General features: G+C 46.6%; 24 protein-coding genes. 22 read left to right on the forward strand and 2 right to left on the reverse strand.

Features of this window, described 5'->3' with window-relative positions; all coding sequences use genetic code 11:
* Positions 1–342 precede the first annotated feature (342 nt).
* The 3 genes from PAEAM_RS06315 to holA all read left to right on the forward strand — a co-directional run bounded on the left by PAEAM_RS06315 (position 343) and on the right by holA (position 3444).
* A complete protein-coding gene (locus tag PAEAM_RS06315) occupies positions 343–891 on the forward strand; it encodes an RNA polymerase sigma factor (protein WP_017687205.1) in 549 nt (182 codons plus the stop codon).
* Positions 888–2171: a zf-HC2 domain-containing protein gene (locus PAEAM_RS06320; protein ID WP_100527019.1), complete on the forward strand. Its 1284-nt coding sequence runs from the start codon at positions 888–890 to the stop codon at positions 2169–2171. Before PAEAM_RS06315 ends, PAEAM_RS06320 begins: the two co-directional genes overlap by 4 nt.
* A 256-nt stretch (positions 2172–2427) precedes the next feature.
* Positions 2428–3444, forward strand: a complete 1017-nt coding sequence (gene holA / locus PAEAM_RS06325) for a DNA polymerase III subunit delta (RefSeq protein WP_036668560.1) — start codon at positions 2428–2430, stop codon at positions 3442–3444.
* Positions 3445–3632: 188 nt separating this feature from the next.
* On the opposite strand, the gene rpsT is transcribed toward holA, so the two are convergent.
* On the reverse strand, positions 3633–3905 hold the full coding sequence (gene rpsT, locus PAEAM_RS06330; protein WP_024628504.1) for a 30S ribosomal protein S20: 273 nt from the start codon (positions 3903–3905) through the stop codon (positions 3633–3635).
* 175 nt (positions 3906–4080) lie between these two features.
* Here rpsT and gpr point away from each other — a divergent pair, with 175 nt between their 5' ends.
* The 18 genes from gpr to PAEAM_RS06420 all read left to right on the forward strand — a co-directional run bounded on the left by gpr (position 4081) and on the right by PAEAM_RS06420 (position 22123).
* Positions 4081–5082 carry a GPR endopeptidase gene (gene gpr / locus PAEAM_RS06335; protein WP_036615103.1) on the forward strand — a complete coding sequence of 334 codons (1002 nt, stop codon included), beginning with the start codon at positions 4081–4083 and terminating at the stop codon, positions 5080–5082.
* Between the two features lie 147 nt (positions 5083–5229).
* Complete coding sequence (locus PAEAM_RS06340) at positions 5230–6525, forward strand: stage II sporulation protein P (RefSeq protein WP_100527020.1); 1296 nt, start codon at positions 5230–5232, stop codon at positions 6523–6525.
* Between the two features lie 55 nt (positions 6526–6580).
* Positions 6581–6940: a DUF3679 domain-containing protein gene (locus PAEAM_RS06345; protein WP_100527021.1), complete on the forward strand. Its 360-nt coding sequence runs from the start codon at positions 6581–6583 to the stop codon at positions 6938–6940.
* A 145-nt stretch (positions 6941–7085) separates the two neighbouring features.
* Positions 7086–8900 carry a translation elongation factor 4 gene (gene lepA, locus PAEAM_RS06350; protein ID WP_036615097.1) on the forward strand — a complete coding sequence of 605 codons (1815 nt, stop codon included), beginning with the start codon at positions 7086–7088 and terminating at the stop codon, positions 8898–8900.
* A gap of 222 nt (positions 8901–9122) precedes the next feature.
* Positions 9123–10307 (forward strand): radical SAM family heme chaperone HemW, encoded by a 1185-nt coding sequence (hemW, locus tag PAEAM_RS06355; RefSeq protein WP_100527022.1) that lies wholly within the window; start codon positions 9123–9125, stop codon positions 10305–10307.
* Positions 10308–10425: 118 nt separating this feature from the next.
* Positions 10426–10896 carry an N-acetyltransferase gene (locus PAEAM_RS06360; RefSeq protein WP_017687214.1) on the forward strand — a complete coding sequence of 157 codons (471 nt, stop codon included), beginning with the start codon at positions 10426–10428 and terminating at the stop codon, positions 10894–10896.
* A gap of 254 nt (positions 10897–11150) precedes the next feature.
* Positions 11151–12182: a heat-inducible transcriptional repressor HrcA gene (gene hrcA / locus PAEAM_RS06365; protein ID WP_036615092.1), complete on the forward strand. Its 1032-nt coding sequence runs from the start codon at positions 11151–11153 to the stop codon at positions 12180–12182.
* 44 nt (positions 12183–12226) lie between these two features.
* Positions 12227–12790, forward strand: coding sequence for a nucleotide exchange factor GrpE (gene grpE, locus PAEAM_RS06370; protein ID WP_036668567.1), 564 nt, complete (start codon positions 12227–12229; stop codon positions 12788–12790).
* A gap of 161 nt (positions 12791–12951) precedes the next feature.
* On the forward strand, positions 12952–14796 hold the full coding sequence (gene dnaK / locus PAEAM_RS06375) for a molecular chaperone DnaK (protein ID WP_047843796.1): 1845 nt from the start codon (positions 12952–12954) through the stop codon (positions 14794–14796).
* 129 nt (positions 14797–14925) lie between these two features.
* On the forward strand, positions 14926–16050 hold the full coding sequence (gene dnaJ, locus PAEAM_RS06380) for a molecular chaperone DnaJ (RefSeq protein WP_036615086.1): 1125 nt from the start codon (positions 14926–14928) through the stop codon (positions 16048–16050).
* 242 nt (positions 16051–16292) lie between these two features.
* On the forward strand, positions 16293–16661 hold the full coding sequence (locus tag PAEAM_RS06385) for a hypothetical protein (RefSeq protein WP_017687219.1): 369 nt from the start codon (positions 16293–16295) through the stop codon (positions 16659–16661).
* A 258-nt stretch (positions 16662–16919) separates the two neighbouring features.
* Positions 16920–17099 (forward strand): YfhD family protein, encoded by a 180-nt coding sequence (locus PAEAM_RS06390; RefSeq protein WP_017687220.1) that lies wholly within the window; start codon positions 16920–16922, stop codon positions 17097–17099.
* Entirely contained in the window at positions 17092–17484 is a 393-nt protein-coding gene (locus tag PAEAM_RS06395; RefSeq protein ID WP_076318852.1) for a hypothetical protein, read from the forward strand. Before PAEAM_RS06390 ends, PAEAM_RS06395 begins: the two co-directional genes overlap by 8 nt.
* 190 nt (positions 17485–17674) lie before the next feature.
* Complete coding sequence (gene prmA, locus PAEAM_RS06400; protein ID WP_076250681.1) at positions 17675–18640, forward strand: 50S ribosomal protein L11 methyltransferase; 966 nt, start codon at positions 17675–17677, stop codon at positions 18638–18640.
* A 3-nt stretch (positions 18641–18643) separates the two neighbouring features.
* The gene (locus tag PAEAM_RS06405) at positions 18644–19324 is read left to right on the forward strand and encodes a site-2 protease family protein (protein ID WP_100527023.1); all 681 of its coding nucleotides are present in this window, start codon (positions 18644–18646) and stop codon (positions 19322–19324) included.
* Positions 19325–19461: 137 nt separating this feature from the next.
* On the forward strand, positions 19462–20226 hold the full coding sequence (locus PAEAM_RS06410; protein WP_100527024.1) for an RsmE family RNA methyltransferase: 765 nt from the start codon (positions 19462–19464) through the stop codon (positions 20224–20226).
* A 2-nt stretch (positions 20227–20228) separates the two neighbouring features.
* Positions 20229–21575, forward strand: a complete 1347-nt coding sequence (mtaB, locus tag PAEAM_RS06415; RefSeq protein ID WP_047843791.1) for a tRNA (N(6)-L-threonylcarbamoyladenosine(37)-C(2))-methylthiotransferase MtaB — start codon at positions 20229–20231, stop codon at positions 21573–21575.
* A gap of 113 nt (positions 21576–21688) precedes the next feature.
* The gene (locus tag PAEAM_RS06420) at positions 21689–22123 is read left to right on the forward strand and encodes an NUDIX hydrolase (protein ID WP_036615070.1); all 435 of its coding nucleotides are present in this window, start codon (positions 21689–21691) and stop codon (positions 22121–22123) included.
* A gap of 57 nt (positions 22124–22180) precedes the next feature.
* Here PAEAM_RS06420 and PAEAM_RS06425 read toward each other — a convergent pair whose 3' ends face one another.
* On the reverse strand, positions 22181–23182 hold the full coding sequence (locus PAEAM_RS06425) for a Na/Pi cotransporter family protein (protein WP_076250688.1): 1002 nt from the start codon (positions 23180–23182) through the stop codon (positions 22181–22183).
* A 699-nt stretch (positions 23183–23881) separates the two neighbouring features.
* Here PAEAM_RS06425 and PAEAM_RS06430 point away from each other — a divergent pair.
* Positions 23882–25258 carry a class I SAM-dependent rRNA methyltransferase gene (locus tag PAEAM_RS06430; RefSeq protein ID WP_100527025.1) on the forward strand — a complete coding sequence of 459 codons (1377 nt, stop codon included), beginning with the start codon at positions 23882–23884 and terminating at the stop codon, positions 25256–25258.
* Positions 25259–25262 lie beyond the last annotated feature (4 nt).

Genomic DNA, 25262 nt, shown 5'->3' on the forward strand with positions numbered 1-25262 from the left:
CTCGTGTTTATGAATGTAAATTTACAATACACTATTTTCATGAAAATTGCATTAAAATCAGCTTAAATTTGGACAAATTTCGACTTTTTTTATTTTAGGAACCAAAAAAGTGCTTATCTATAATGTATGCCATTGCATTTGAATTGAGTCGTGTAAGTAATGGAATCCCTTTTGGATACGTTTGGTGACTCGTTATGCAATTTCTGTTATTCTAAGAGAAGATTTCAGCGGCCCTAATACATACGCCGTTATTTTGTTATGGCAAATTAAAAAAATACTTAACTTTGCAACAATTTTATTGATGATCACGTCTGTAAGGTTGCAGGGAGAGGGGGATCCTTTGTGGTAGAGCCGGAACTCATCAGAGCCGCTCAATCGGGCGATCGCGACGCTCTAATTACCCTATTGCGGGAGATTGAACAACATGTCTATCGGACCGCATATTACATTCTAAATAATGAACAGGACGCTTTGGATGCTGCTCAGGAAGCGTTGATCCGAATTTACACCAAAATCAATTCATACGAAGAAAAGGCCCAATTCAAAACATGGGTACAACGCATCGTCACGAACATCTGTATTGATAAATTCAGAAGAACCAAACCGTCTGTCTCCATTGATGAACATGACATGGTTTTTCAGGATAATCAGGATGTGGAGTACGAGGTCATGTCTACATATGTGGCCCAGGACATTCAGGATGCGATCAACAAGCTTCCCGAGCATCATCGTACCGTTATTGTTCTAAGATATTTGCAGGACTTATCCTACAATGAAATTGCGGATTGTCTCGATCTTCCGTTGAATACGGTGAAATCTTATTTATTTAGAGCCAGGCAGCAATTACAGAATCTACTACAGGAATATCAGAAAGGTGGTGTGACAGGATGAAATGCGAAGAGGTGGTGGAATGGATGCACCGCTATCTGGATCATGATCTGGGCGAGGCGGAAACCGCGCAGATGCTACAGCATGTGGCAAAGTGTCCGGAGTGCGCCGAGAATTTTAGTTTACTCAGAGCTCTTTCCAGAGAACTGGAAGAATTGCCGCAAGTAAGCCCGAAATTTAGTCTGGTTGATGCGATTATGCCACAGCTTGATGCCATTGACGAAGCGCGGAAGGAACAGAGTAGCACCATACAGGAAATGAATCCTGTCCCCGCTACATTTGAGAATTTACAACGTTCAAGTGAGCGGAAAACGAAGCAAAAATGGCTTAACTCGATGGCAGGACGTATGTCCATGGGTGCAGCGGCTGCGGCAGTTATATTGGGATTCGCCATCTGGGGAAATCCGCCTGAACAGATTGAGAATGCCGATTCCATGCTGATGAGCTCTGGAGCTTCTCAAGAGAGCGGCAATGTGGACGAGAATCCATTAAGCAAGAATATTGAAAATTATGATCCTGCCACTTCGTCCCAACCAAGCAGCAACGATGTGTTTGTGGGTCAATCGAATGATTCACCAACTAAACCAGATAACCAAGACGTAGAAACAATGCCTGAAGAGAACGGTGGAGATGAGGTACAGGAGCCTGAAGTTCAGTCAGATCCTACACCTCAACAACCGGCTACTGAATCAACGCCTGCTCCGAATAAAGGACCGCAGGATAATTCGTCCAGAACTCCTTCGACCGATAATCAGAAGAATCCGGCTCAGAACCAAGATTCTGAGCAGAGAATTCAGGGATCAGGAGATTCTCCTAAATCTTCTGCAGATGGGGAAGAGAATGGAGTAACAGAAACAGAAAATGGAGATGCGCAATCCTTCACTTCTCAGGATACAACACCTAATATGACTGAAGATGCTCCGGTTGAAGGTAACACTGTACCTGATTCCAGTGCAGGTGCAGACGCTTCTGGAGGAAACAAAGGATTCGCAGCAGGACCGGATCAGGGAATGGCTACAACAGCAGCACCAAAAGAATGGAAATCACCTGACGGCTCTTATATAGTTATGCTTATTGGTGATCAAATCAGCATATACTCCAAACCTGTGAGCGAACCGGATGTTCTAAATTTGGTTGAACAACGCAGTATAGAGGGGACACTGAAGTCAGCGAGTTGGTCGAAGGATGGTACCCTATTTAATTACGAAACGGACAAGGACGGAACAACGGCAAAGAACTCGTTTAATGTACCTGCTGTTTCAGGTGGAGCTCCTGCGAAATAATTAAAAATGGGGAGTGCGCTCCTCTAAACGAAAGAACATTTTCAGTATGACAAGCATATAGTGTAAGTAACAAAACGTCCTATCTCAGTTCAAACAACTGACGTCGTATGACCGCGCCCCGGCTTTTTCTAGAACTGCTGGTGTCAGCGTTTATATAGATGTAGGACAGGGGACCTTCATCCATAACTGGATGTAAGGTCCCTTTGTTGTCTTGCGTTTTTTCTGGTAGGATAAGAGGGATAAGGAGGCGCCGTGAATGGATGTAAAAAGTGCAACAAAGGCAATACGTAATGGAGAAACGGCACCGATCTATGTGCTGTACGGAACGGAGAAGTACCAGATACAGCAATTTACGGATATGTTAAAAGAACAGGTTATTGAAGAAGAACATCGTGATTTTGCGATTATTCCATATGATTTGTCTGAAACGGCTGTGGAGGTTGTTATTGAAGAAGCAGAGACCGTACCTTTTCTGGTTCCACGCAAATTAATTATTGTAAGGGATGCGAGCCTGTTTACCGCAGGTAAAGAATCCAAGATTGAACATCAGGTTGATCGTCTGCTTACATATATGGAAAATCCGGCAGATTACAGTACGATTGTTTTCCTGGCCCAAGGGGATAAGCTGGATGAGCGTAAGAAACTGGTGAAAGCTGTCAAGAAACAGGCAGTAGTTCTTGCTTTTGCTCCACTCAGTGGAGAAGAGTTATTGAATTGGATAGTGAAACTTGCGAAGCAGCGGGATGTTTCCTTGGAGACGGGAGCGGCGGAAACGTTGATCAGCTATGCCGGAACAGGTCTTCAGACCCTGTCTGCTGAAGTAGACAAGTTATGTTTGTTTGCGGGTAATGGGGGGACAATCAAACGTGCTGATATCGAGTCACTGGTTGCCCGTAGTACAGAGCAGAATGTATTCTCGCTAGTGGAGGAACTCGCTAATTTGCGACTGGAGAAAGCGTTGGCTCTTTTCTATGAGTTGCTGAAGCAGCGGGAAGAACCGATTAAAATTGCGGCTTTAATCGCACGTCAATTTCGGATCATGATTCAGGTGAAAGAGTTGGGACAACAAAGTTACTCCCAGCAGCAGATTGCCAGTCAGCTAGGTCTGCATCCGTATGCTGTTAAGATTGCAGGTGAGCAAGCCCGTAAATTTCAGCCGGAACGTCTGAGAATGATTTTGAGTCACCTCAGCGAACTGGATTACCAGATGAAAACAGGAGCGGTGGATAAAGTGCTTGGTCTGGAGCTGTTCTTATTGAGACTTGGTGCATGAATGGATAAGTAAACGTAATAGATTACTAGTGTGAATAACAAACAAAGCGACCTTTGCTCCATGATCGTTAAATCATCGGAATAAAGGTCGCTTTATCTTTGTCTTATACTTATCGAATCAGATACTAAAAAATCCTGAAAGCCTATGCTGTTCAGGATTTTTCCATTGGATCGTATAAGTAACGCTTCTTACGCTTGTGCGGAAAGAGCGTTCAGTTTTTTCGCCAAGCGAGACTTTTTGCGTGCTGCAGCATTTTTATGAACCAGACCTTTAGTTACAGCCTTGTCCAGCTTTTTGGAAGCAGCTTGAATCGCAGCTTTTGCAGTATCAACTTCGTTACTTACCAGAGCAGCATCAGCAGCTTTAACAGCTGTACGGAGTGCAGACTTCTGGGAAGCGTTGAGTGCGCGGCGCTTGTCGCTCGTTTTTACGCGTTTAACAGCGGATTTGATGTTTGGCATTACATTCACCTCCTGTAAGGCATTTGCATGAATACAAACGTTTCACAACTTAAAATATTCTATCACGCTAGCATGTAAAATGCAACAGATATTCCTACGATGTTCGACATGCTGTATAAAGAAACCCTTTTTCCCACACAATATGCTCAAATGCGGTAAGGGAGGCAGGGACAGAATGACACTGGATTTGCAAAACTATACAGTTCGTACCGATTTGGCGATCGACTCCAAGGAAATGGCGCAAGGTGGACAGAAACAGACGATTCCCGGACTACAGGAAGATGTAGAGAAAAAAGAGGGAATTACGATTACACGTATTGATGTCCTGACTGAAGAAGCAGCCACGGCTATTGGTCGGGTGAAAGGTCACTATGTCACCTTGGAAGTACCTTCACTACGGAATGGTGATACCGAGTTACAGGAGCGAGTTGCAGCCGAGTTCACACGTGAAATGGAAGATTTTATGGTTAAGGCCGGAATTAACAAAACATCCAAAGTCTTGATTGTTGGCTTGGGCAACTTAAATGTCACCCCGGATTCACTTGGTCCACTTGTTGTGGAAAATCTGATGGTGACGCGTCAGTATTTCGAATTGGTGCCTGATCAGGTTGCGCCAGGGTATCGGGAAGTCAGCGCGATTGCTCCCGGCGTGTTAGGTACAACGGGCATTGAATCCAGTGACATCGTACAGGGGATTGTAGACCGGACCAAGCCGGATGCCATTATTGCGATTGATGCCCTGGCCTCTCGTTCCTTGGAACGTGTAAATACAACGATTCAGGTAGCGGACATTGGTATTCATCCGGGGTCCGGTATTGGGAACAAACGGCGTGGCCTGACCCGTGAAATATTAGGTGTGCCTTGCATCGCCATCGGAGTACCAACCGTATGTTATGCGTCCACCATTGTGAACAATGTGATTGAGATGATGCGCTCACACTTCCGCCAGGAAACGGATCAGACCAAACAGATCATGGGTATGCTGGACGACATTGGTGAGCAAGATCGCTTGAGTCTGGTGAAAGAGGTACTGGAGCCACTAGGTCATGACCTCATTGTTACCCCAAAGGAAATCGATGAGTTTATTGAGGGAATTGCCAATGTTATTGCTACAGGACTTAACGCGGCACTCCATGATGCTGTGAATCCAGATAACGTAGCGGCCTATACACATTAAAACTTAAAACTGCTGAGAAGAAGGTCCGAATCTATCGGACTTTCTTTTTTTTTGTTTTTGGAATCTTTCATTTTCCTGTTCTATCAAATTGGGCGGGCTCATAGAGTTGAAGTATAAGAGTTGTCCAGCAGGGAAGGAGACAGCAGAATGAACAAGATATTGGCCTGGAATATTGGGAAGTGGAAAAAAAGATGTCTGCACGTGCTGGCCATGGGCCGTACGTTGTTGTTGCTTATGATCATATCTGCCTTGTTTTTTGTCGTACTGGGTCTGGGGGGGATGGCAGAGAAACGCTTGAATAATTCACCCGTTTCTTCCATGAAAGGATTTGCGAGTGCCGTATCAAGCCGCTTTTTCGTCGATATGCTCGGTATGGAGATGCCCCATCTCACCCAGAAGGAACAGACTTCTGCTATATCCGGTGAAAATCTCACCTCATTTGTTTTCCAATTACTAACGAATGTAAATCCTCAAGATCCAAAGAGCCTGATTGCGAGAGAAATGCCGGGCATGGGTTCCAACCAACCTGTTCTGCTCCGTCCTGGATCTGGTAACGAAAAAGCCGAGGCTCCCGAAGATTATCAGCCCGGTCCCGGTCTTACGGATACGGCTTCCGCAGGTGGAGGGAAACCCGGTAGTGAGCTGCATGTTCCACCAGGTCAGGACAATACGGATCCACCTGAGTCGAGTGAGCCTGGAGATGGAGAAGGTAAAGAGGATCCCCCAGCGAAGAATGGTGAGAAAGACAATTCAGGCTCACCGACAACAGGCAAAAAGTCAATTCTTATCTATCATTCCCATCCACGGGAAGGCTACAACCCACTGCTAGGTACGAAAAGTGATAATCCATCATCAGGCAAATCAACAGGCAATGTATTTCAAGTGGGAACCTACCTCTCAGACAGTCTGGAGAAGCTGGGAATCGGCGTAGAACACGCCAAGGATGATTACCCCACTAAAGTTAAGGACTACAACTGGAACTATTCTTATAAATACTCCCGTCAAACGGTAAAAGCGGCACTCTCCCAAAATGATGATCTGACGTATCTCATAGACATTCATCGCGATTCACAGCGTCATGGCAAAACAACAACCACTATTAATGACTTGGGCTACGCCAAAGTGTATTTCATTATTGGACATGAAAATCCGAATTGGCGGCAAAATGAAGCCTTTGCAGCTAAAATTCATAAGAAACTGGAAGCCAAGTATCCTGGGGTATCCCGTGGTGTGTGGGGCAAAGATGGGGGAGGAGCCAACAATGGAGAGTATAACCAAACCCTTTCACCCAACAGCATTTTGATCGAGATTGGCGGCATCGACAACACAGGAGCTGAGCTCCAACGGACATCGAAGATTCTAGCAGACATGATTGCCCAAGTGTATTGGGAAGATCAGAAGGTGGACAAAGCCAGTGCAGAAACGTCATCACAGGGTGGATAGGGACTATATATGGTATGAAGCACAAAATAGTAGAGAGTGACAGGAGGCAAAGCATATGTCCAGATTCGGTAAAAGACTGTTATCCATCGCTGTATTAATGTTGCTGGGTGTGCTGTTTGGAATGCAGTTGGCTGGCAGCAACTTTCATATGGGTAATTCATCAGACGGCACGTCAACCGCTGTGACAACAGAGCCAACTTCATCGGTGACCGAATCTGTTCCGACTGCACCTGTCCAAAAGGAAATCAAAGAACCACCATTTGTACCTGTTCAGTCACCAAGCCAAGTGCTTGGGGCAGATCAAAATAAGGCTCCGGTTGATGTGTTGGCAGACAAAACGGCTGGACTACTGCAAAATCTCTCACACAGTGGAATCAAATGGGTGGTCTCTCTTTTTAGCGGCGTTGCTGAATAAAATACTATAATTTTAAGGTACAATATAACCTCTGGGAGTGCATGATGACACTTTATTATAAAGTTGAGACATCACGGGATTGATGCACTGTGCTTCAACTGTTATAATGAAGTGATTGACACTAGGCTGTTTCTGGGGGTAAGGAATGACTGACATTCGGGCAAGACAACGTAAAATTCGTAACTTTTCTATTATTGCACATATAGATCACGGCAAATCAACACTTGCGGACCGGATCTTGGAGCACACAGGTGCGCTCACTTCACGTGAAATGCAGGAACAAGTTCTGGATAAAATGGACCTTGAACGTGAACGTGGAATAACGATCAAGCTACAAGCAGTAGCCTTGACTTACAAAGCGGATGATGGTGAAGAGTATTTATTGAATCTGATTGACACACCGGGACACGTAGACTTCACGTATGAAGTATCACGCAGTCTTGCTGCATGTGAAGGTGCTCTGCTGGTTGTGGATGCGGCTCAGGGAATTGAAGCCCAAACACTTGCCAACGTGTATCTGGCATTGGATAACAATCTTGAAATTTTACCGGTTATCAACAAAATTGACCTTCCGAGCGCTGATCCTGAACGGGTGAAGCAGGAAGTGGAAGATGTTATTGGTTTGGACACAAGTAATGCGGTTTTGGCTTCGGCCAAATCAGGAATCGGAATCAAAGAAATTTTGGAACAAGTGGTGAAAAGTGTTCCAGCACCAACTGGTGATCCTGACCAGCCTTTGAAAGCGCTGATTTTTGACTCGCACTATGACCCGTACAAAGGTGTAATCGTATATGTGCGTGTTGTTGACGGCAAAATCAAATCCGGTTCCAAAATCAAAATGATGGCAACAGGAAAATCATTTGAAGTCATTGAAGTTGGAGCGTTCAAACCTCGGATGACCATCGTGGACGAGCTGAACGTCGGGGATGTTGGATTTATCGTTGCAGGTATCCGGCATGTTGGCGATACACAAGTCGGGGATACGGTAACGGATGCCAAAAATCCAACACCGGAACCTTTGCCGGGTTATCGTAAAATTAACCCAATGGTGTATTGTGGTCTCTATCCGATCGAAACATCGGACTATGTTGATCTGCGTGAAGCGTTGGAGAAATTGCAGTTGAACGATGCGTCTCTGAGCTTTGAACCGGAAACATCCAGTGCTCTCGGTTTTGGATTCCGTTGCGGATTCCTTGGACTGCTTCACATGGACGTTATCCAGGAGCGGATCGAGCGGGAGTTTAACATTCCGTTGATCACAACGGCACCAAGTGTAATCTATCACGTTACCTTAACGAATGGTGAAGTGATGAAAATCGACAACCCATCCAACTATCCTGAGGTGGGACGGATTGATTACGTCGAGGAACCATACGTCAAGGCAGATATTATCGTACCGAATGATTATGTAGGTACCATTATGGAGCTGTGTCAGACTAAACGCGGTGAATATGTAAATATGGAATATCTGGACACAACCCGGGTTACCATTACCTATGAGATTCCGTTGTCCGAGATTGTATATGACTTCTTCGACCAGTTGAAATCCGGTACCAAAGGATATGCATCTCTGGATTATGAGCTGTCCGGTTACCGTCAGTCCAATCTGGCAAAAATGGATATTGTACTCAATGGCGAACAGGTGGATGCTCTGTCCTTCATCGTTCACCGTGATCGTGCCTATAATCGCGGACGCATTGTCTGTGAGAAACTGCGCGAGCTGATTCCACGGCAAATGTTCGAGGTGCCAATTCAGGCATCTGTAGGTACCAAGGTCGTTGCTCGTGAGACGGTAAAAGCAATGCGTAAAAACGTACTTGCCAAGTGTTATGGTGGTGACATCTCGCGGAAACGGAAACTGCTTGAGAAGCAGAAGGAAGGTAAGAAGCGGATGAAGCAGGTTGGTAACGTTGAGGTGCCACAAGAGGCATTCATGGCGGTACTGAAAATTGATGACTAGGACGTTTGCTTGCAAACGTCACGTGAATCCTTTTGGTACATCAATAATTTGTGTATGAAAGGATAAACGATATTTTGTCTCGGGTACATCACAGAGTGTGTGTATCGAAATTGAATTGTAGGACGTTTGCTTGCAAACATGGTTACAACACAGAATATTAAATAACTAAGCTGAAAGGGAAGCCGGATGGCTTTCCTTTTTTCAAATAGAGGGGGACTTGCCATGACATTGGCAGCACACAGCCGGAAGACAGGTGCGCCCCAAGCGGTGTATCTTCACATTCCCTTTTGCACGAATAAATGTTTTTATTGCGACTTTAACTCTTACGTTCTGAAAGATCAGCCCGTGATGCAATATCTCGAAGCGCTGGAACGGGAGATGGAACATACAGTTAAGGCCAATCCACCGGGTGAGATCAAGACCATATTTGTAGGTGGGGGTACGCCAACAGCTCTGAAACCGGATGAGATGGCCGTATTTCTTCGTTCCGTGAAGACGTATTTCCCAAATTGGGCGGACGATATTGAATTTTCGATGGAAGCCAACCCGGGAACAACGGATGCGGAGAAACTCGCTGCGATGAAAGAAGGCGGCGTCAACCGTGTCAGCTTTGGCGTGCAGGCTTTTCAGAATGATCTGCTGACAGGCATTGGCCGTATTCATAATACGGATGATGTATACCGCAGTTTGGAGAATGCTCGTAAAGCGGGCTTGAATAACCTGTCCATTGACCTGATGTTTGGTTTGCCAAACCAGACTGTTGAAATGTTGAATGAGAGTATCGACAAGGCGCTGGAACTGGATCTGCCGCATTACTCCATCTACAGCCTGAAAGTGGAAGAGAATACACTTTTCCATACCCTGTATCAGAAGAACCAGTTGCCACTTCCTCATGAAGATGATGAGCTGGAGATGTACCTTCTATTAATGAGACGTATGAAAGAAGCAGGCTATGGACAATACGAGATCAGCAACTTTGCCAAGCCGGGCTTTGAGAGTCGTCACAATATTACCTACTGGCGTAATGAGGACTACTACGGTCTGGGTGCAGGTGCACATGGATATGTGGGCCGCGAACGGCATATGAATATTAAAGGTATAAATCCTTATGTTGAAGCTTCACGAGCAGGGCTGCCTCGTCTGGATCATTTTGAGATTGCTCGCCCGGAGGCCATGGAAGATTATCTGATGGTTGGACTGAGAATGTTGGAGGGAGCTTCGGCCTCTCGGTTTAGCGAACAGTTCGGAGAGTCTATGGAAGAAGTGTTTGCGAAGCCTTTGGGCAAAATGTTGAATGCAAAGTTGCTTGAGCGGACGGCAGACGGCTTCCGACTGAGCGAGCAGGGTATCCTGTTCGGAAATGACGTTTTTGCGGAGTTTATCGGGTCCATATCGCTGAATTCGTAGCTTGAAATTGTATACGCTTTGTTGTATATTTATTCATATTGATTTTACAGAGCGTGTTAATTTAACAACTACGAAGTCAGCTTTCCTCTGGAAAGCTTGGTAATAGGAGGAGAGCAGGATGTCGGTAATATGCAGAAAAGCCGTGCCGGAAGATGTTGAACCACTGTATGAAATGATTAAGGGCTATGCAGAGCGTGGGATCATGCTTCCGCGATCACGGGAAATACTGCACCGACAGCTGGAGCACTTTGTTGTAGCCGAAGTTGATGGTGAAGTGGTGGGTTGCGGATCGCTTTGTCGTCTGGGGAATGATTTGGTGGAAGTCAGATCACTCGGTATCTCGGAAGGACACAAAGGGCTCGGTATTGGCTCCCGATTGCTGGACCGACTGGTAGAAGAAGCGGAGAAACAACAGATTCCTAAGGTTATGGCGTTGACATATGAAGTATCCTTCTTCCTCAAAAACGGCTTTGCCGTAGTGGAAAAAGAGATTTTCCCTGAGAAAGTATGGACCGACTGTGTTCATTGCAGCAAGCAGGATTGTTGCGATGAGATCGCGGTATTAAAAGAGCTTAACGTTTCAGCATAACAACTGAATGGACTGCATGAATCGAGCCGAGTCAGCCTCTGCCCTACATGCAGTCCTTTTTTACTTCAAAGTATGTTCAATAAAGTTGTTAGGACTCGTCGACATTGGTCTATACTATAAATAGATGAGCCCACTCATCAAACTCACTTGACAATGTTCACGTCAGTTTGGTATTTTTGTATTACCGCTTAGCACTCATCTAACCGGAGTGCTAACGACATGGGACAGTACAGTCAGAAGGAGGGATACTCACCATGTTAACAGAGCGTCAACGAATGATTCTGAACGCTATAGTGGATGACTATATCCGTTCAGCTGAGCCCGTAGGGTCCCGGAGCATTTCCAAAAGGGGAGATGTTGGATACAGTCCGGCGACGATCCGTAATGAAATGGCGGACCTTGAAGATATGGGTTTCCTGGAACAGCCGCATACATCGGCAGGACGAATTCCATCCCATAAAGGCTATCGATATTATGTCGATCATTTGGTCCCTTGGAATCAGGTGGAGCCTCAGGAATTGGATGATCTCAAGTCGTTCTTCGCTGAAAAATTGAACGTCATGGAACAAGTTATTCAGCATGCATCCAATATTTTGTCACATATGACGAATTATACTTCGATCCTGCTTGGACCGGAAGTATTCCATACGTCCTTACGTCACTTCCAATTGCTTCCGTTGAACGAGAGTGAAGCTGTGGCAATTATCGTGACCAATACAGGTCAAGTGGAGAACAAGACGGTTCAGATTCCACCAGAAATCTCGGTAGCTGAGATGGAAAATGTGGTTCGCTTGTTAAATACCAAACTTGTTGGCGTACCAATCTACAAATTGAAATCCCGTCTTTATACCGAACTTGGGCAAGAGATGGAACGGCATATTACACGTTATGAGGAAGTTATGCAGGTGCTCAACAGTGCCTTTGACAATGAACATGATAATCGTCTGTTCCTCAGTGGTGCCACCAATATGTTGACTCAACCGGAGTTTAAAGATATCGAAAAGGTAAAAGATATTCTTGACCTGCTGGAAGAGACACCAACACTCATGAAATTGATGATGCCCGTGCCGGGTGGATCTGGTATTCAAGTGCGAATCGGCACTGAGAATGATCATGAAGCCTTTGCCAACTGCAGCCTGATCACAGCCTCCTATTCATTGGACGGTGAGGCTTTGGGGTCGATCGGTATTCTAGGACCCACGCGGATGGATTATGCACGTGTCATTCATATTTTAAATACACTATCCCGTGACTTGACGGCGATGCTAACACATCGTTTCAAATAAGATTCGGGAATGAACCATTTCATTCGTATAAGGAGGTGAACATCTTGAAAGAGGAGCAATCATTTACAGAAGAACAAGAGGTAACAGCAACTGAGCAGGAGCCTATTAATGAAGCTGGCGCTGCAGAAGCACAAGCTGAAGAGATGGCTGGTCAGGAGCAGGATGAGCTTGCACGTCTGAAGGCAGAAGCTGAGGAGCAACAACAGCGTTATGTCCGTGCACAGGCTGATTTTGATAACTTCCGTCGTCGTACGCAGAAGGAAAAAGAAGAATTGGCTAAATACGCTTCGATGAAGCTGGTCACCGAACTGGTACCGGTTATTGATAACTTCGAGCGCGCCATGGCTACTGTACCGGAAGGAGCAGAGGTCGAATCTTTCTCCAAGGGTATCCAAATGATTTTCCGTCAATTGGAAACCGTGATGAATAATGAAGGTCTGACGGCTATGGAATCGGTAGGACAACCGTTCAATCCTGAATTCCACCAAGCCATTATGCAAGTGGAGAGCGACGAGTACGAAGAAGGTATCGTTGTTGAGGAAGTCCAAAAAGGCTACATGCTGAAAGATAAAGTGCTTCGTCCAGCTATGGTTAAAGTCAGCTCATAAATTCCTTATAGGAAGGAATGAGTCGGCTCCATGGTTGAACAATGTGGGCGAAGTTTAATATAAAGGTTTGTACACATAGAGCACGATTAGCAACATGAACATCTAAATAAGGGTCAGATCAGACCCATTCATTTTAAATTGTTGAGGGAGGAAATTTTCGGATGAGCAAAGTAATTGGTATTGACTTAGGAACAACAAACTCATGCGTAGCAGTAATGGAAGGCGGCGAGGCTGTCGTAATTCCAAATCCGGAGGGCGCACGTACAACTCCATCCGTAGTTGGTTTCAAAAAGGATGGAGAGCGCGTTGTTGGTGAAACAGCAAAACGTCAAGCCATCACCAATCCGGATCGTACCATCATGTCGATCAAACGTCACATGGGTACTTCCCACAAGGAAACAATCGATAGCAAAGACTACTCCGCACAAGAGATCTCTGCAATCATTCTGCAAAAATTGAAATCCGATGCTGAAGCTTATCTGGGTCAAACGGTAACTCAAGCAGTTATCACTGTACCAGCTTACTTCAATGACAGTCAGCGCCAAGCGACTAAAGATGCGGGTAAAATTGCAGGTTTGGAAGTTCTGCGTATCGTCAACGAGCCAACAGCAGCAGCTTTGGCATACGGTATGGAGAAATCCGAAGACCAAACGATCCTCGTATATGACCTGGGTGGCGGTACGTTCGACGTATCCATTCTTGAACTGGGTGATGGCTTCTTCGAAGTTAAAGCAACTAGCGGGGACAACAAACTAGGCGGGGATGACTTTGACCAAGTGATCATTGATTACCTCGTAAGTGAATTCAAAAAAGATCAAGGCATTGACTTGAGTAAAGATAAAGCAGCGGTTCAACGTTTGAAAGATGCAGCGGAAAAAGCGAAAAAAGAACTTTCCGGCGTATTGACTACAACGATCTCCTTGCCGTTCATCACAGTTGCTGATGGCGTTCCTCAGCATTTGGAGTTGAACCTGAGCCGTGCGAAATTTGAAGAAATCTCTGAAGGTCTGGTTGAGCGTACGCTTGAACCAACTCGTCGTGCATTGAGTGATGCGGGTATGACGCCTAACGATATCGACAAGATCGTATTGGTTGGTGGTTCGACACGTATTCCAGCAGTACAAGAAGCAATCAAAAAACTGACGGGTAAAGAGCCACACAAAGGCGTTAACCCGGATGAAGTTGTAGCTTTGGGTGCTGCTGTACAAGCGGGCGTACTGACAGGTGACGTGAAAGACGTTGTATTGCTCGACGTAACGCCATTGTCCCTGGGTATCGAAACAGCGGGTGGCGTATTCACTAAAATGATCGAGCGTAACACTACGATCCCTACAAGCAAATCTCAAGTGTTCTCCACGTATGCAGACAATCAACCAAGCGTTGAGATTCATGTTCTGCAAGGTGAGCGTGAGATGGCAGCGGGTAACAAATCGCTTGGACGTTTCATGTTGGGTGATATTCCACCAGCTCCACGTGGCGTTCCACAGATCGAAGTCAGCTTCGATATTGATGCCAACGGTATCGTTAACGTATCTGCAACAGATAAAGGTACGAACAAAACTCAAAAAATCACAATCACTTCTTCCAGCGGTTTGAGCGATGCTGAAGTTGAGCAAATGATGAAAGATGCTGAGTTGCACGCTGAAGAAGATAAAAAACGCAGAGAACTCGTTGAAGCGAAAAACAGTGCAGATCAATTGATCTACTCTGTTGACAAAACGATCAAAGATCTTGGCGAAAAAGCAGATGCTGGCGAAGTTGAAAAAGCAAATGCTGCCAAAGAAAAACTGCAAGGCGTTCTGGCTTCCGACAACCTGGAAGATATCAAAGCTGCTACAGAAGAACTGACAGAGATCGTTCAACAACTGTCCGTGAAACTGTATGAGCAAGCTCAGGCGCAAGAGCAAGAAGCACAAGGTGCTGAAGAACAACAAGGTTCTGCTAAACGTGACAACGTCGTAGACGCTGATTACGAAGTTGTGGATGAAGATAAAAAACAAAACTAATTCGTAGTTCTACGCGAATTAAACATCGGTGACGTTCGAATTAGAGGGAAAGTCATAGCCGGGGCTCCCGCGCTTTGGCTTTCCTTTTGTCACGATGTGCGATATGGTGAATGATATGGGGGTGGAAGAGTGGCTGAAAAGCGTGATTATTATGAGGTGCTTGGCGTTAGTAAAACGGCTAACGACGATGAGATTAAAAAGGCTTACCGTAAGCTTGCCCGTCAGTATCACCCTGACGTAAACAAGGCTGCTGATGCGGAAGCTAAATTTAAAGAAGTTAAAGAAGCTTACGACGTAGTGAGTGACGGTCAGAAGCGTGCACAATATGATCAATATGGTCATGTCGATCCGAATCAAGGTGGATTCGGTGGTGGCGGTGATTTTGGCGGCGGCGGATTTGGCGACATCTTCGACATGTTCTTTGGCGGCGGTGGCGGTGGACGACGTGATCCAAATGCTCCGCAACGGGGGAATGATCTGCAGTACACGATGACAATTGAGTTCAAGGAAGCTGTATTCGGTAAAGAAACCGATATTACGATTCCGCGTACCGAAGGCTGTGATACCTGTCATGGCTCAGGTGCCAAACCTGGAACGAAACCGGAAACCTGCTCGGTCTGCCAAGGTAGCGGTCAGCAGGAAGTCGTGCAAAATACACCGTTTGGTCGTATGGTTAATCGTCGTGCATGTTCGAACTGTAGCGGTTCGGGCCAAATTATCAAAGAAAAATGTACAACGTGCAGTGGTAGCGGTAAAGTTCGCAAGCAACGCAAAATCCATGTCCGCATTCCAGCGGGTGTAGATGATGGCGCGCAACTGCGTATGACAGGTGAAGGCGAGGGAGGCCTGCGTGGCGGACCAGCGGGAGATCTGTATATTGTCATTCGCGTGAAATCACATGATTTCTTCGAGCGTGAAGGCGACGATATTTATTGCGAAATCCCACTTACCTTTGCTCAGGCAGCTCTGGGAGATGAAGTTGAGATCCCAACGTTGACCGAGAAAGTGAAGTTGAAAGTACCAGCTGGTACACAAACGGGAACGTATTTCCGACTCAAAGGCAAAGGTGTACCACGCCTGCGCGGTATGGGGCAAGGGGATCAACATGTGAAAGTGGTTGTGGTCACACCTAGTAAGCTGAATGACGAGCAGAAGGATCTGCTTCGCCAAATTGCTTCGCTGGATGGAGAGCAAACACATGAGCATGAACAATCTTTCTTTGATAGAGTGAAACGCGCCTTCCGCGGCGACTGAGAATAAAATAAAGTAAGTTCAAAAGGACACCACAACGGTTTTTACCGCAGGGTGTCCTTTTTTTGTACGCCTTTTTTTACTGATTGAGTGGTTTTCGAAAAATCCATGGATTTATGCTACGAAGCACGACAGCAATTTGTGGGAGCATTTCGGTATATTCTGAGCGAACTTGCGGAAAGATAGCATGGCGAGAATGATATGCATAGCTGATATGCGAGAAATTAGGGAAGCAGGTGAAGCGGATGACCGAGAAAAATATTTTGGCGTACTTTCACAGCCCGGAGCAGGCTCAAGGGGCAGCCAAAAAACTGGAGGCATTGCGAGTGGAGGACCTGTCGATTAATCGATTCAGCCGATATGCGGGTGTAGGACCAAGCGGGGCTTCCTACAAGCCGGGCGTTTCCGGCAGTTTTTCATCATGGGTGCCCGATTCGATGCAAACAAATGCCAGTGCTGGAATCATGGCTGCGGCGGACCCTTCTGCAAGCGGCATGAGTGATGGTGGACAGGGTGGACCTACAGGAAGAGATGTATTACTAACGGTCATCGTAGATGAATCGGTACATCACCGCGCCATGTCCATAATCGAACAAGCCGGTGGAATGATCTAGTTTCAGGAAATGTATATAAGATGGACAGATAATTACACTTTAACGGAGAGTGTAGAACCAATCTGAAGAAGCGAAGCGTTCGCCTAAAAGCTTTCGCAAGAAAGCTACTTCGGAAGCATACGCTATCCCCGGATTTCTCCCTTTAAGGAGGGAGTTGAAGGAATCTGGGGATAACAGCGATCGGAGGATGGGGCTACAATCGGAGTCTTACAGTGTAACAAATATTAGTTCATTTTAATTTGAAGGAGGAGCATTACAATGGCAGAACATGAACGTCCAGGCAAGATCTTAACGAAAACGGAAAAGATGAAACGTATGCAATCCGCAAAAAATGAGGACGTGGAATTCAGCGCTGAAGCTGCGGATCATGAAGATATCGAAGCACTACGCCGCAGTGAAGCGGCTGATCGAAGACAGGGACGGGAGCTTCATGACTGAAGATCGCTCGGCAGTGACCCTCGAAGCTGTTTTTACAAGCTGGACTGAGGCCGAGTCTGCACGGAGAGCCCTGGAATTGCTGCACCCGAACCAATTAAGCATCGAGAGCCTTGGCAATGAAGCATCCACATTGGGCTCAAACGATGTTACGGGCTCCGATAATTCTCCTACGGCCGTCGTCGGAGGATTTAGTGGCGAACTGAATGTACTTGCCTTGATTAGTGATGAAACGGAAATGTTGTCCAATGGTCAGGTGTATGATACACCCAAAGAGGACTCGGCCAACAGGCTAAAACAAGAAATTTTGCTGACCGTGTCCGTATCCAACGATTCGCTCCCGCAAGCCGCAGAGATGATCACGCAGAATGGTGGGCGTTTTTGCTAACTGAGATTCGAATTATGCAAAATGCTGAAGTAAATGAAACAGATATGTATGAATAGATGACAGGATATTCGAGCAGTCAGGCTGCGGATATCCTGTTTTGTTTTTCTTTTACTGGTGCGGCTTTGTGCTCCGGCTAGCTTGTGTAGTACAATAGTTGGGATGTTTGAATAATGAGGAGGAAAAACCAAGTATGTTATGGCATGAACTAACAATACATACCACAGAAGAAGCTGTGGAGATGATTTCTAATTTTTTACATGAAGCGGGTGCTGGAGGGGTTTCGATTGAAGAGTCCGGTACTTTAAATAAAAAACGGGACACGACATATGGTGAGTTATACGACGTTCCTTTGAATGATATTCCGGAAGGCTTTGCAGTCATCAAAGGGTACTTCTCCGAAGGTACGGACATGGTTGCACTACAGTCTGAAGTTAATCCGAGAGTTGAGGAACTCTCCGAATTCGGAATTGATACAGGTGAGGTTCGTTATGAGACGCGTACAGTGGATGAAGATGACTGGGCAACAGCCTGGAAACAATATTTCAAGCCGGTACGTGTATCGGAACGTTTGACGATCAAGCCAACGTGGGAAGAGTATACGCCTGAAAGTCCAGATGAGAAAATTATTGAGCTTGATCCAGGCATGGCTTTTGGTACAGGAACCCACCCAACGACCTCCCTCTGCTTGCGCACACTGGAAACGGTTATTCAGGGCGGCGAGGAAGTTATTGACGTAGGTACAGGCTCTGGTATTTTGGCTATTGGAGCGATAAAACTTGGGGCAAAACATGTACTGGCGCTCGATCTTGATCCAGTTGCCGTAATTAGTGCCAGGGAGAATGTGGAACTGAATGGGCTGGAGCAACAAATTACGGTTAAAGAGAGTGATCTGTTGTCCGTCCTTGGGAGTCAGGACCCTGCACTTGGTGTACAACTGCCGGTTAAGGTTGTCGTGGCGAACATTCTGGCTGAGATCATTTTGTTGTTCGTAGACGATGTCTATAATGCGCTTGAGTCTGGTGGCACCTATATTGTATCCGGCATTTGGAAGAACAAAGAGCAGGTTGTGCATGATGCACTTGTAGCCTCGGGGTTTGAAGTGAGTGCGATCCACCGTGATGAGGATTGGCTGGCGTTTGTAGCCAGAAAGGGGTAAAGTATGGACTTTTGGAATTCGTTCTTTCGTTATCCGATCGATCAGCTTCCGTTTTTCCTGCTGACCATTCTGATCGCATTTACGGTGCATGAATTCTCGCATGCGTATTTTGCTAACAAATTTGGTGATCCAACAGCGAAGCTGTTGGGTCGGGTCACGCTGAATCCGGTTGTACACTTTGACTTGTTAGGTGTGTTGCTGCTCATTATTGCCGGCTTTGGTTGGGCACGTCCAGTTCCCGTTAATCGGGCTAACTTCGACAAACCTAGATTGATGGGCATCATCGTATCTGCAGCAGGGCCTCTGAGCAATCTTTTGCTCGCGATCATCGGTACAATCATCTATGCTTCACTGGTTGGTTCGGGAGCTCTCGGCGGCATTGATAATGAGCGTCTGCTCACAGCAATCACGACGTTTTTCGCTATCTTTAACTTAACCAACTTTTTCCTGTTCCTGTTTAACTTGATTCCGTTGCCACCACTGGATGGTTATCGGATTCTAGAGGATCTACTGCCACCTTCAATCAGCCGCAAGCTGCAAGGGGTGGAGCAATGGTCTGTTTTTATCTTCCTATTGATTCTTGTTATACCTCCGTTGCAAAATGTGACGATTCAACCTTTGTATGAGTTTGCGCAAACGATGTATGTGGATCTAGCAAAGGTGATTATCGAATTATATCGCTAAAAGCGCATTGTTTATGGACCGGAATACTGGTCAGAAACACGTAAAAGTTGTATGATCATCTGTGGCGATTGGATTCACGCCTGTCATCAGGCGGGGTGAATTCCAGTCATAACAGGACAGAATGGGTGGATTGACTAATGCAGCGATATTTTGTATCTGTAGAACAGTTTAATGAACACGCTGTGATTATCACAGGTGATGATGCACGCCATATTGGCAAGGTCATGCGTGGTAAACCTGGAGATAAACTGATTGTCAGTGACGGAAACTCCAGAGAAGCACTCGTGGAAATTGAGAGCATTGAAGTTGGCCAAGTGACAGCCAATATTGTGGAACCTCTCGAGATGGACCATGAAGCACGGATTCGTGTAACCGTGGCACAGAGTTTGCCCAAGGGTGACAAGATGGAAACAGTCATCCAGAGATGTACTGAGATTGGGGCGGTATCATTTGTACCCTTCCTATCAGAACGTACGATTGTGCAATATGATGCCAAGAAAGAAGGCAAACGGTTGGAGCGGTGGCGGAAAATTGCCAAGGAAGCTGCCGAACAGAGTCACCGGAATCGCATTCCATCCGTTGAGCAGCCGCTTTCCTGGAAAGGGCTGTTATCTTCTTTTGAGGGCTATAGCCTGGTATGTTATTGTTATGAGAAAGAAAATGGTAAACAGCTGAGAGATGCATTGAAGCCGTTTATAGAGCAGCTTGCACCTGATGCAAGTGCAGAAGTTTTAATCGTGGTTGGACCGGAAGGTGGATTTTCTGAGAAGGAGACGGCAGAGGCTGATCAGGCAGGTGCTATATCTGTTGGACTGGGCAAACGCATTTTGCGTGCTGAGACAGCTGGAATGGCAGCACTAACTTGCGTGCTATATGAATCCGGAGAAATGGGAGGAATGTAATTATGCCATCCGTGGCGTTTTACACCTTAGGCTGCAAAGTTAATTTCTATGATACAGAGGCGATTTGGCAATTGTTCAAAAACGAAGGTTACGATCAAGTGGACTTTGATGAACAGACAGCGGATGTATACTTGATTAATACTTGTACAGTAACCAATACCGGCGACAAAAAGAGCCGTCAAATTATTCGTCGTGCCATTCGGCGCAACCCGGAGGCGATTGTGGCCGTTACAGGCTGCTACGCGCAGACTTCTCCGGCAGAGATTCTGGACATCCCAGGGGTGGATCTGGTTATCGGCACACAGGACCGTGACAAGATTTTGCCATATGTTAATGAAATTCAGGAGTCCCGTCAGCCGGTTAATGCGGTGCGTAATATTATGAAAACCCGTGTGTTTGAAGAAATGGACGTACCGGATTTTGCTGACCGTACCCGCGCATTCCTGAAGATTCAGGATGGATGCAATAACTTTTGCACGTTCTGCATTATTCCGTGGTCTCGTGGTCTCTCACGCAGTCGTGAGGCGAACAGCATTATTCAACAGGCGCATCAACTCGTACACGCCGGATACAAGGAGATTGTTCTGACTGGTATTCATACAGGTGGGTATGGCGATGACATGGAGAACTATGATCTGACCGATCTGCTGTGGGATTTGGATAAGGTAGAGGGTTTGGAGCGTATTCGAATCAGCTCGATTGAAGCCAGCCAGATCGACGACCGTATGCTCGACGTGATCAAACGTTCGGACAAACTTGTTCGTCACTTCCATATTCCGCTGCAAGCGGGTGATGATACGGTGTTAAAACGCATGCGTCGTAAATATACGACGGAAGAGTTTTACAACAAGATGCTTCGCATTCGGGAAGCAATGCCGGATGTAGCGATTACAACAGACATCATTGTTGGATTTCCAGGTGAGACGGATGAGATGTACCGTAATGGCTATGAGTTGATGCGGAAGATCGGTTTTTCCGAAATGCATGTATTCCCTTATTCCAAGCGTACGGGTACACCAGCAGCACGAATGGAAGATCAGGTGGACGAAGAAGTCAAAAATGCACGTGTGCATGAACTGATTGACTTGTCTGAACAGATGCAGCTGGAGTACGCTGAGCAGTTTGTCGGACAGGTACTGGATGTTATTCCCGAAGGTGAAGCCAAAGGCCGCGAGGGAAGTGGCAAGCTGCATGGTTATAGCGACAACTACATTCAACTGGTCTTTGACGGAACGATGGATATGGTCGGTAAAGTGTGCCGAGTCAAAGTGGTTGAAGCCGGCGTCAACGAGAGTCAGGCTACGCTGGTACGTGTGTTGGAAGAGAATCTTAAGTCCGCCGCGATGTAATCGAGGCGTCAGAAACAAGGATTTCATTTCCTTGGGGAGCTTACCCGGGGAGATGAGGTCCTTCTTTTGCAAAAAATAAGATAAAGATATCGAAGTTGATGGGGGAGAGCACGATGAACAAAAAAGAAATTTCAGCAGGCGGAGTTGTTTATAGAACAGGGGAAGACGGACGTCTTCAAATTCAGCTTATCGTAGATCGTTATGGTAAAACAACTCTCGCCAAGGGCAAAATGGAAGATGGAGAAACAATTGAACAGACGGCACTGCGCGAGATTTTGGAAGAGACAGGTATGGTGGGCCGCATTGTAGAGCCGGTTGATATCATTGCTTACACGTACCAACATGCAGACTTTGGCCCGGTGGACAAGGAAGTTCATTATTATCTCGTTGAAGCCGAGAGTGGTGATCTACAGCCTCAGATTGAAGAAATCAAGGGTGTGGATTGGTATGCTCCGGAAGAAGCATGGTCCTTACAGCAGCAGAGCGGATATGATAATAACGATGATATCTTGCGTGTAGCCCTGAACAAGTTAGGCATTAACGTATAACGCACTATTGTTCGAGTCAGTTAGCCGCGAGCTCTGTGGGTCTGGATAGGCAGATCATCAAGCCACGGGTGACTTCGCCGCGGGGGCGTGGACCGGTGGTTTTTTGTGCCAGATTGGCAAGTAACAAAATGGCAAAGCAAGCAGTGAACTGGTGATGTTAAAAAGGGTCTGGGCATGTGCAATCTGTGCCCCGTTGTCCGCTGACAGCCAGGCCGAAGCTGCATGCAGCTGGCCGATCAGCGGCATAAACAGCAGCGCTCCCGCAATGTTTAATACAACATGGGAGGCTGCGACAAATTTGCCTGCGGATGCTCCACCCGCGGCAGCAATCACAGCGGTGATGCAGGTCCCCACATTGGACCCGATCACAATGGCGATGCCGATCTCCACAGGCAATACCCCTGTGGCTGCCAGCGTAATCGCCATGCTAATGACAGCTGCGCTGCTGTGAATGAGCGCTGTCAGACAGGCACCTGCCAGGAAGCCCCACCACAAGCTATCGGCCGAGCGGTCGAGAAACCATTGAAATACGCCCATGCTCCGCAAGGGTAAGGCAATGGATTGCATCACCTGAATGCCTGTCATAACAAGTGCAAATCCGGCAGCTGCGAGGAAACTGTACTGGATGTTAAACAGAGTCTGACGCGTGCGTTCAGGAGCGGCCAGATTGCGTTCACCAAGAACAACAAACATGGCCCAGCCCGTTAGCGACAGGACGAGTAGTGGTAGGGAAGCACGTCCGATCTGCAGTCCCACCAGCTCCGTCGTCAGGCATGTCCCGATGTTGGTGCCGAGGATGATGCCAAGTGTTCGTCCATAGGTAATTAATCTGGCATTAGCCAGTCCAATGGTGAGTACGGTGACCGCAGTACTGCTCTGTAACAGGGCCGTTGCACCTGCACTGAAGGCCATGCCTTTCCATGGAGCAGAGGTGGCACGATTGAGCCAATCTGCCAACATGGGCCCTGCCATGCGTTGCAAGGCCGTTTCCATCAGCTTCATGCCACCAAAAAAGATAATAAGCCCATAGAGTAAGGGCAATATAACATCTCTAAACATAGAAATATCATTCCTTCCGTCCGGTTCCTTAACTCATCCTATGAGTAAGAAAAGACAACCATGACAAGCCTAAAGGAATTCAGAGGGAAGCGACCTAAATTACCCGCCCCTCAATTCAAAAGATACAGAGATTCGTGCAAATGTAGCGAAGAAGACGAAATCGAATCTGAAGAAGCGAAGCGTGCGCCTTTGTCTCCGGATTTTCCCTTTAAAAAGGGAATCAAAAAAATCTGGAGACAACAGCGATCGGAAGATCGATTCGAACCCGGAACGTCACCTAATTGCCGCACCCCAATTCGAAAGATACGGTGATTCGTGCAAGCGTAGTGGAGGGGACGAAATCGAATCTGAAGAAGCGAAGCGTGCGCCTTTGTCTCCGGATTTTCCTTTTAAAAAAGGGAATCAAAAAAATCTGGAGACAACAGCGATCAGAAGATCGATTCGTAACCGGAACGTCACCTAATTGCCGCACCCCAATTCGAAAGATACGGTGATTCGTGCAAGCGTAGTGGAGGGGACGAAATCGAATCTGAAGAAGCGAAGCGTGCGCCTTTGTCTCCGGATTTTCCCTTTAAAAAAGGGAATCAAAAAAATCTGGAGACAACAGCGATCGGAAGATCGATTCGAACCCGGAACGCCACCTGCGCGCCGCACCAAACCTATCTTTTGAACTATTAAATTAAAGGAAGTGGATCTACCTTGCCATCAGTTACACTCGAACGCAGTCGCAAAAAGCGGCTTGAACATGCACATCCATGGATATTTAACAATGAAATTGCCTCTGTTGACGGAAACCCGGAACCGGGAGATCTGGTCAATGTATTGAATCATCAAGGTCGCTATCTGGCGACAGGATATTACAATCCCGCATCTCAAATCACTGTAAGAGTTGTAGCGTATCAACCTCTGGAGTCCGAACAGATGGACACCGCGTTTTTTGCAGCTCGTTTCCGCGATTGTTTGCGTCATCGGGAACGTTTTATACAGGATGGCGAGGCATACCGGCTCGTTTACGGAGAAGCTGATTTTCTACCAGGATTGATCGTTGACCGTTTCGGTAGCATCCTCGTTGTACAGTTGCTTACACTTGGCATGGATCGTTGCCGTGAAGCCATCGTACAGGCACTCATTGAAGTAATGCAGCCGGAAGGCATATATGAGCGCAGTGATGTCTCGATTCGTGAACTGGAAGGTTTGGAGCAGACCAAAGGTCCGCTGTATGGAGAGTGCCCACGGCATGTCACAGTTACAGAGAATGGACTACTCATTAAAGTGGATATCGTGGAAGGGCAGAAGACAGGTTACTTCTTCGACCAACGTGAGAATCGTGCAGCCATCGAACCGCTCATGAAGGGTTGGGGCTACAAGAGAGGAATCACACTTCAAACGACCGAGCAGGATGGCACGGAGCAGCTCTTGCCTGTGAATAAAAGCGGTAAGGTAGTTACATTCCCTTATTGGGATGGTGCTACCGTACTGGAGTGCTTCTCACACACGGGCAGCTTTACGTTGAATGCCTGTAAGTATGGAGCCAAAAAAGTGACATGTCTTGATATTTCGGAGCACGCCATTGAGAGTGCACGAACAAATGTGGAGCTGAACGCTTTCACCGACCGGGTCGAATTCGTAGTTGCTGATGCATTCCAGTACTTGCGTGAACAAGTGAAGGGGCTGGATGAACGTACTGCACGTGCGCGTGCAGGCGAACAGAAAGTGGATACATCCAAAGCGCTTGCAGCTGGCGGTAAAACATTTGATGTGGTCATCCTTGATCCTCCTGCATTTGCCAAAACGAAATCAGCAGTTAAAGGTGCATGTCGCGGTTATAAAGATATCAATCTGCAAGGAATGAAACTGGTCAATGAGGGTGGATATTTGGTAACAGCCAGCTGTTCGTATCACATGCGTCCAGACCTCTTCCTGGATACGATTGCCGATGCAGCGGAAGATGCAGGCAAAGTGCTTCGTTTGATCGACTGGAAAGCAGCCGGTAAGGATCACCCACAAATTTTGGGCGTGGATGAAGGACATTACCTGAAATTTGCTATTTTCGAAGTGCGCAGTAAAAAGAATTAATCGT

It is taken from the genome of Paenibacillus sp. GM1FR (genome assembly GCF_002803315.1).
Classification (GTDB): Bacteria; Bacillota; Bacilli; order Paenibacillales; family Paenibacillaceae; genus Paenibacillus; species Paenibacillus amylolyticus.

What these genes read in the sequence shown, in the direction of transcription:
- PAEAM_RS06320 (WP_100527019.1), top strand. Translation starts at nt 888, where the DNA reads ATGAAATGCGAAGAGGTGGTGGAATGGATGCACCGCTATCTGGATCAT.
- holA (WP_036668560.1), top strand. Translation starts at nt 2,428, where the DNA reads ATGGATGTAAAAAGTGCAACAAAGGCAATACGTAATGGAGAAACGGCA.
- rpsT (WP_024628504.1), bottom strand. Translation starts at nt 3,905, where the DNA reads ATGCCAAACATCAAATCCGCTGTTAAACGCGTAAAAACGAGCGACAAG.
- gpr (WP_036615103.1), top strand. Translation starts at nt 4,081, where the DNA reads ATGACACTGGATTTGCAAAACTATACAGTTCGTACCGATTTGGCGATC.
- PAEAM_RS06340 (WP_100527020.1), top strand. Translation starts at nt 5,230, where the DNA reads ATGAACAAGATATTGGCCTGGAATATTGGGAAGTGGAAAAAAAGATGT.
- PAEAM_RS06345 (WP_100527021.1), top strand. Translation starts at nt 6,581, where the DNA reads ATGTCCAGATTCGGTAAAAGACTGTTATCCATCGCTGTATTAATGTTG.
- lepA (WP_036615097.1), top strand. Translation starts at nt 7,086, where the DNA reads ATGACTGACATTCGGGCAAGACAACGTAAAATTCGTAACTTTTCTATT.
- hemW (WP_100527022.1), top strand. Translation starts at nt 9,123, where the DNA reads ATGACATTGGCAGCACACAGCCGGAAGACAGGTGCGCCCCAAGCGGTG.
- PAEAM_RS06360 (WP_017687214.1), top strand. Translation starts at nt 10,426, where the DNA reads ATGTCGGTAATATGCAGAAAAGCCGTGCCGGAAGATGTTGAACCACTG.
- hrcA (WP_036615092.1), top strand. Translation starts at nt 11,151, where the DNA reads ATGTTAACAGAGCGTCAACGAATGATTCTGAACGCTATAGTGGATGAC.
- dnaK (WP_047843796.1), top strand. Translation starts at nt 12,952, where the DNA reads ATGAGCAAAGTAATTGGTATTGACTTAGGAACAACAAACTCATGCGTA.
- PAEAM_RS06385 (WP_017687219.1), top strand. Translation starts at nt 16,293, where the DNA reads ATGACCGAGAAAAATATTTTGGCGTACTTTCACAGCCCGGAGCAGGCT.
- PAEAM_RS06390 (WP_017687220.1), top strand. Translation starts at nt 16,920, where the DNA reads ATGGCAGAACATGAACGTCCAGGCAAGATCTTAACGAAAACGGAAAAG.
- PAEAM_RS06395 (WP_076318852.1), top strand. Translation starts at nt 17,092, where the DNA reads ATGACTGAAGATCGCTCGGCAGTGACCCTCGAAGCTGTTTTTACAAGC.
- prmA (WP_076250681.1), top strand. Translation starts at nt 17,675, where the DNA reads ATGTTATGGCATGAACTAACAATACATACCACAGAAGAAGCTGTGGAG.
- PAEAM_RS06405 (WP_100527023.1), top strand. Translation starts at nt 18,644, where the DNA reads ATGGACTTTTGGAATTCGTTCTTTCGTTATCCGATCGATCAGCTTCCG.
- PAEAM_RS06410 (WP_100527024.1), top strand. Translation starts at nt 19,462, where the DNA reads ATGCAGCGATATTTTGTATCTGTAGAACAGTTTAATGAACACGCTGTG.
- mtaB (WP_047843791.1), top strand. Translation starts at nt 20,229, where the DNA reads ATGCCATCCGTGGCGTTTTACACCTTAGGCTGCAAAGTTAATTTCTAT.
- PAEAM_RS06420 (WP_036615070.1), top strand. Translation starts at nt 21,689, where the DNA reads ATGAACAAAAAAGAAATTTCAGCAGGCGGAGTTGTTTATAGAACAGGG.
- PAEAM_RS06425 (WP_076250688.1), bottom strand. Translation starts at nt 23,182, where the DNA reads ATGTTTAGAGATGTTATATTGCCCTTACTCTATGGGCTTATTATCTTT.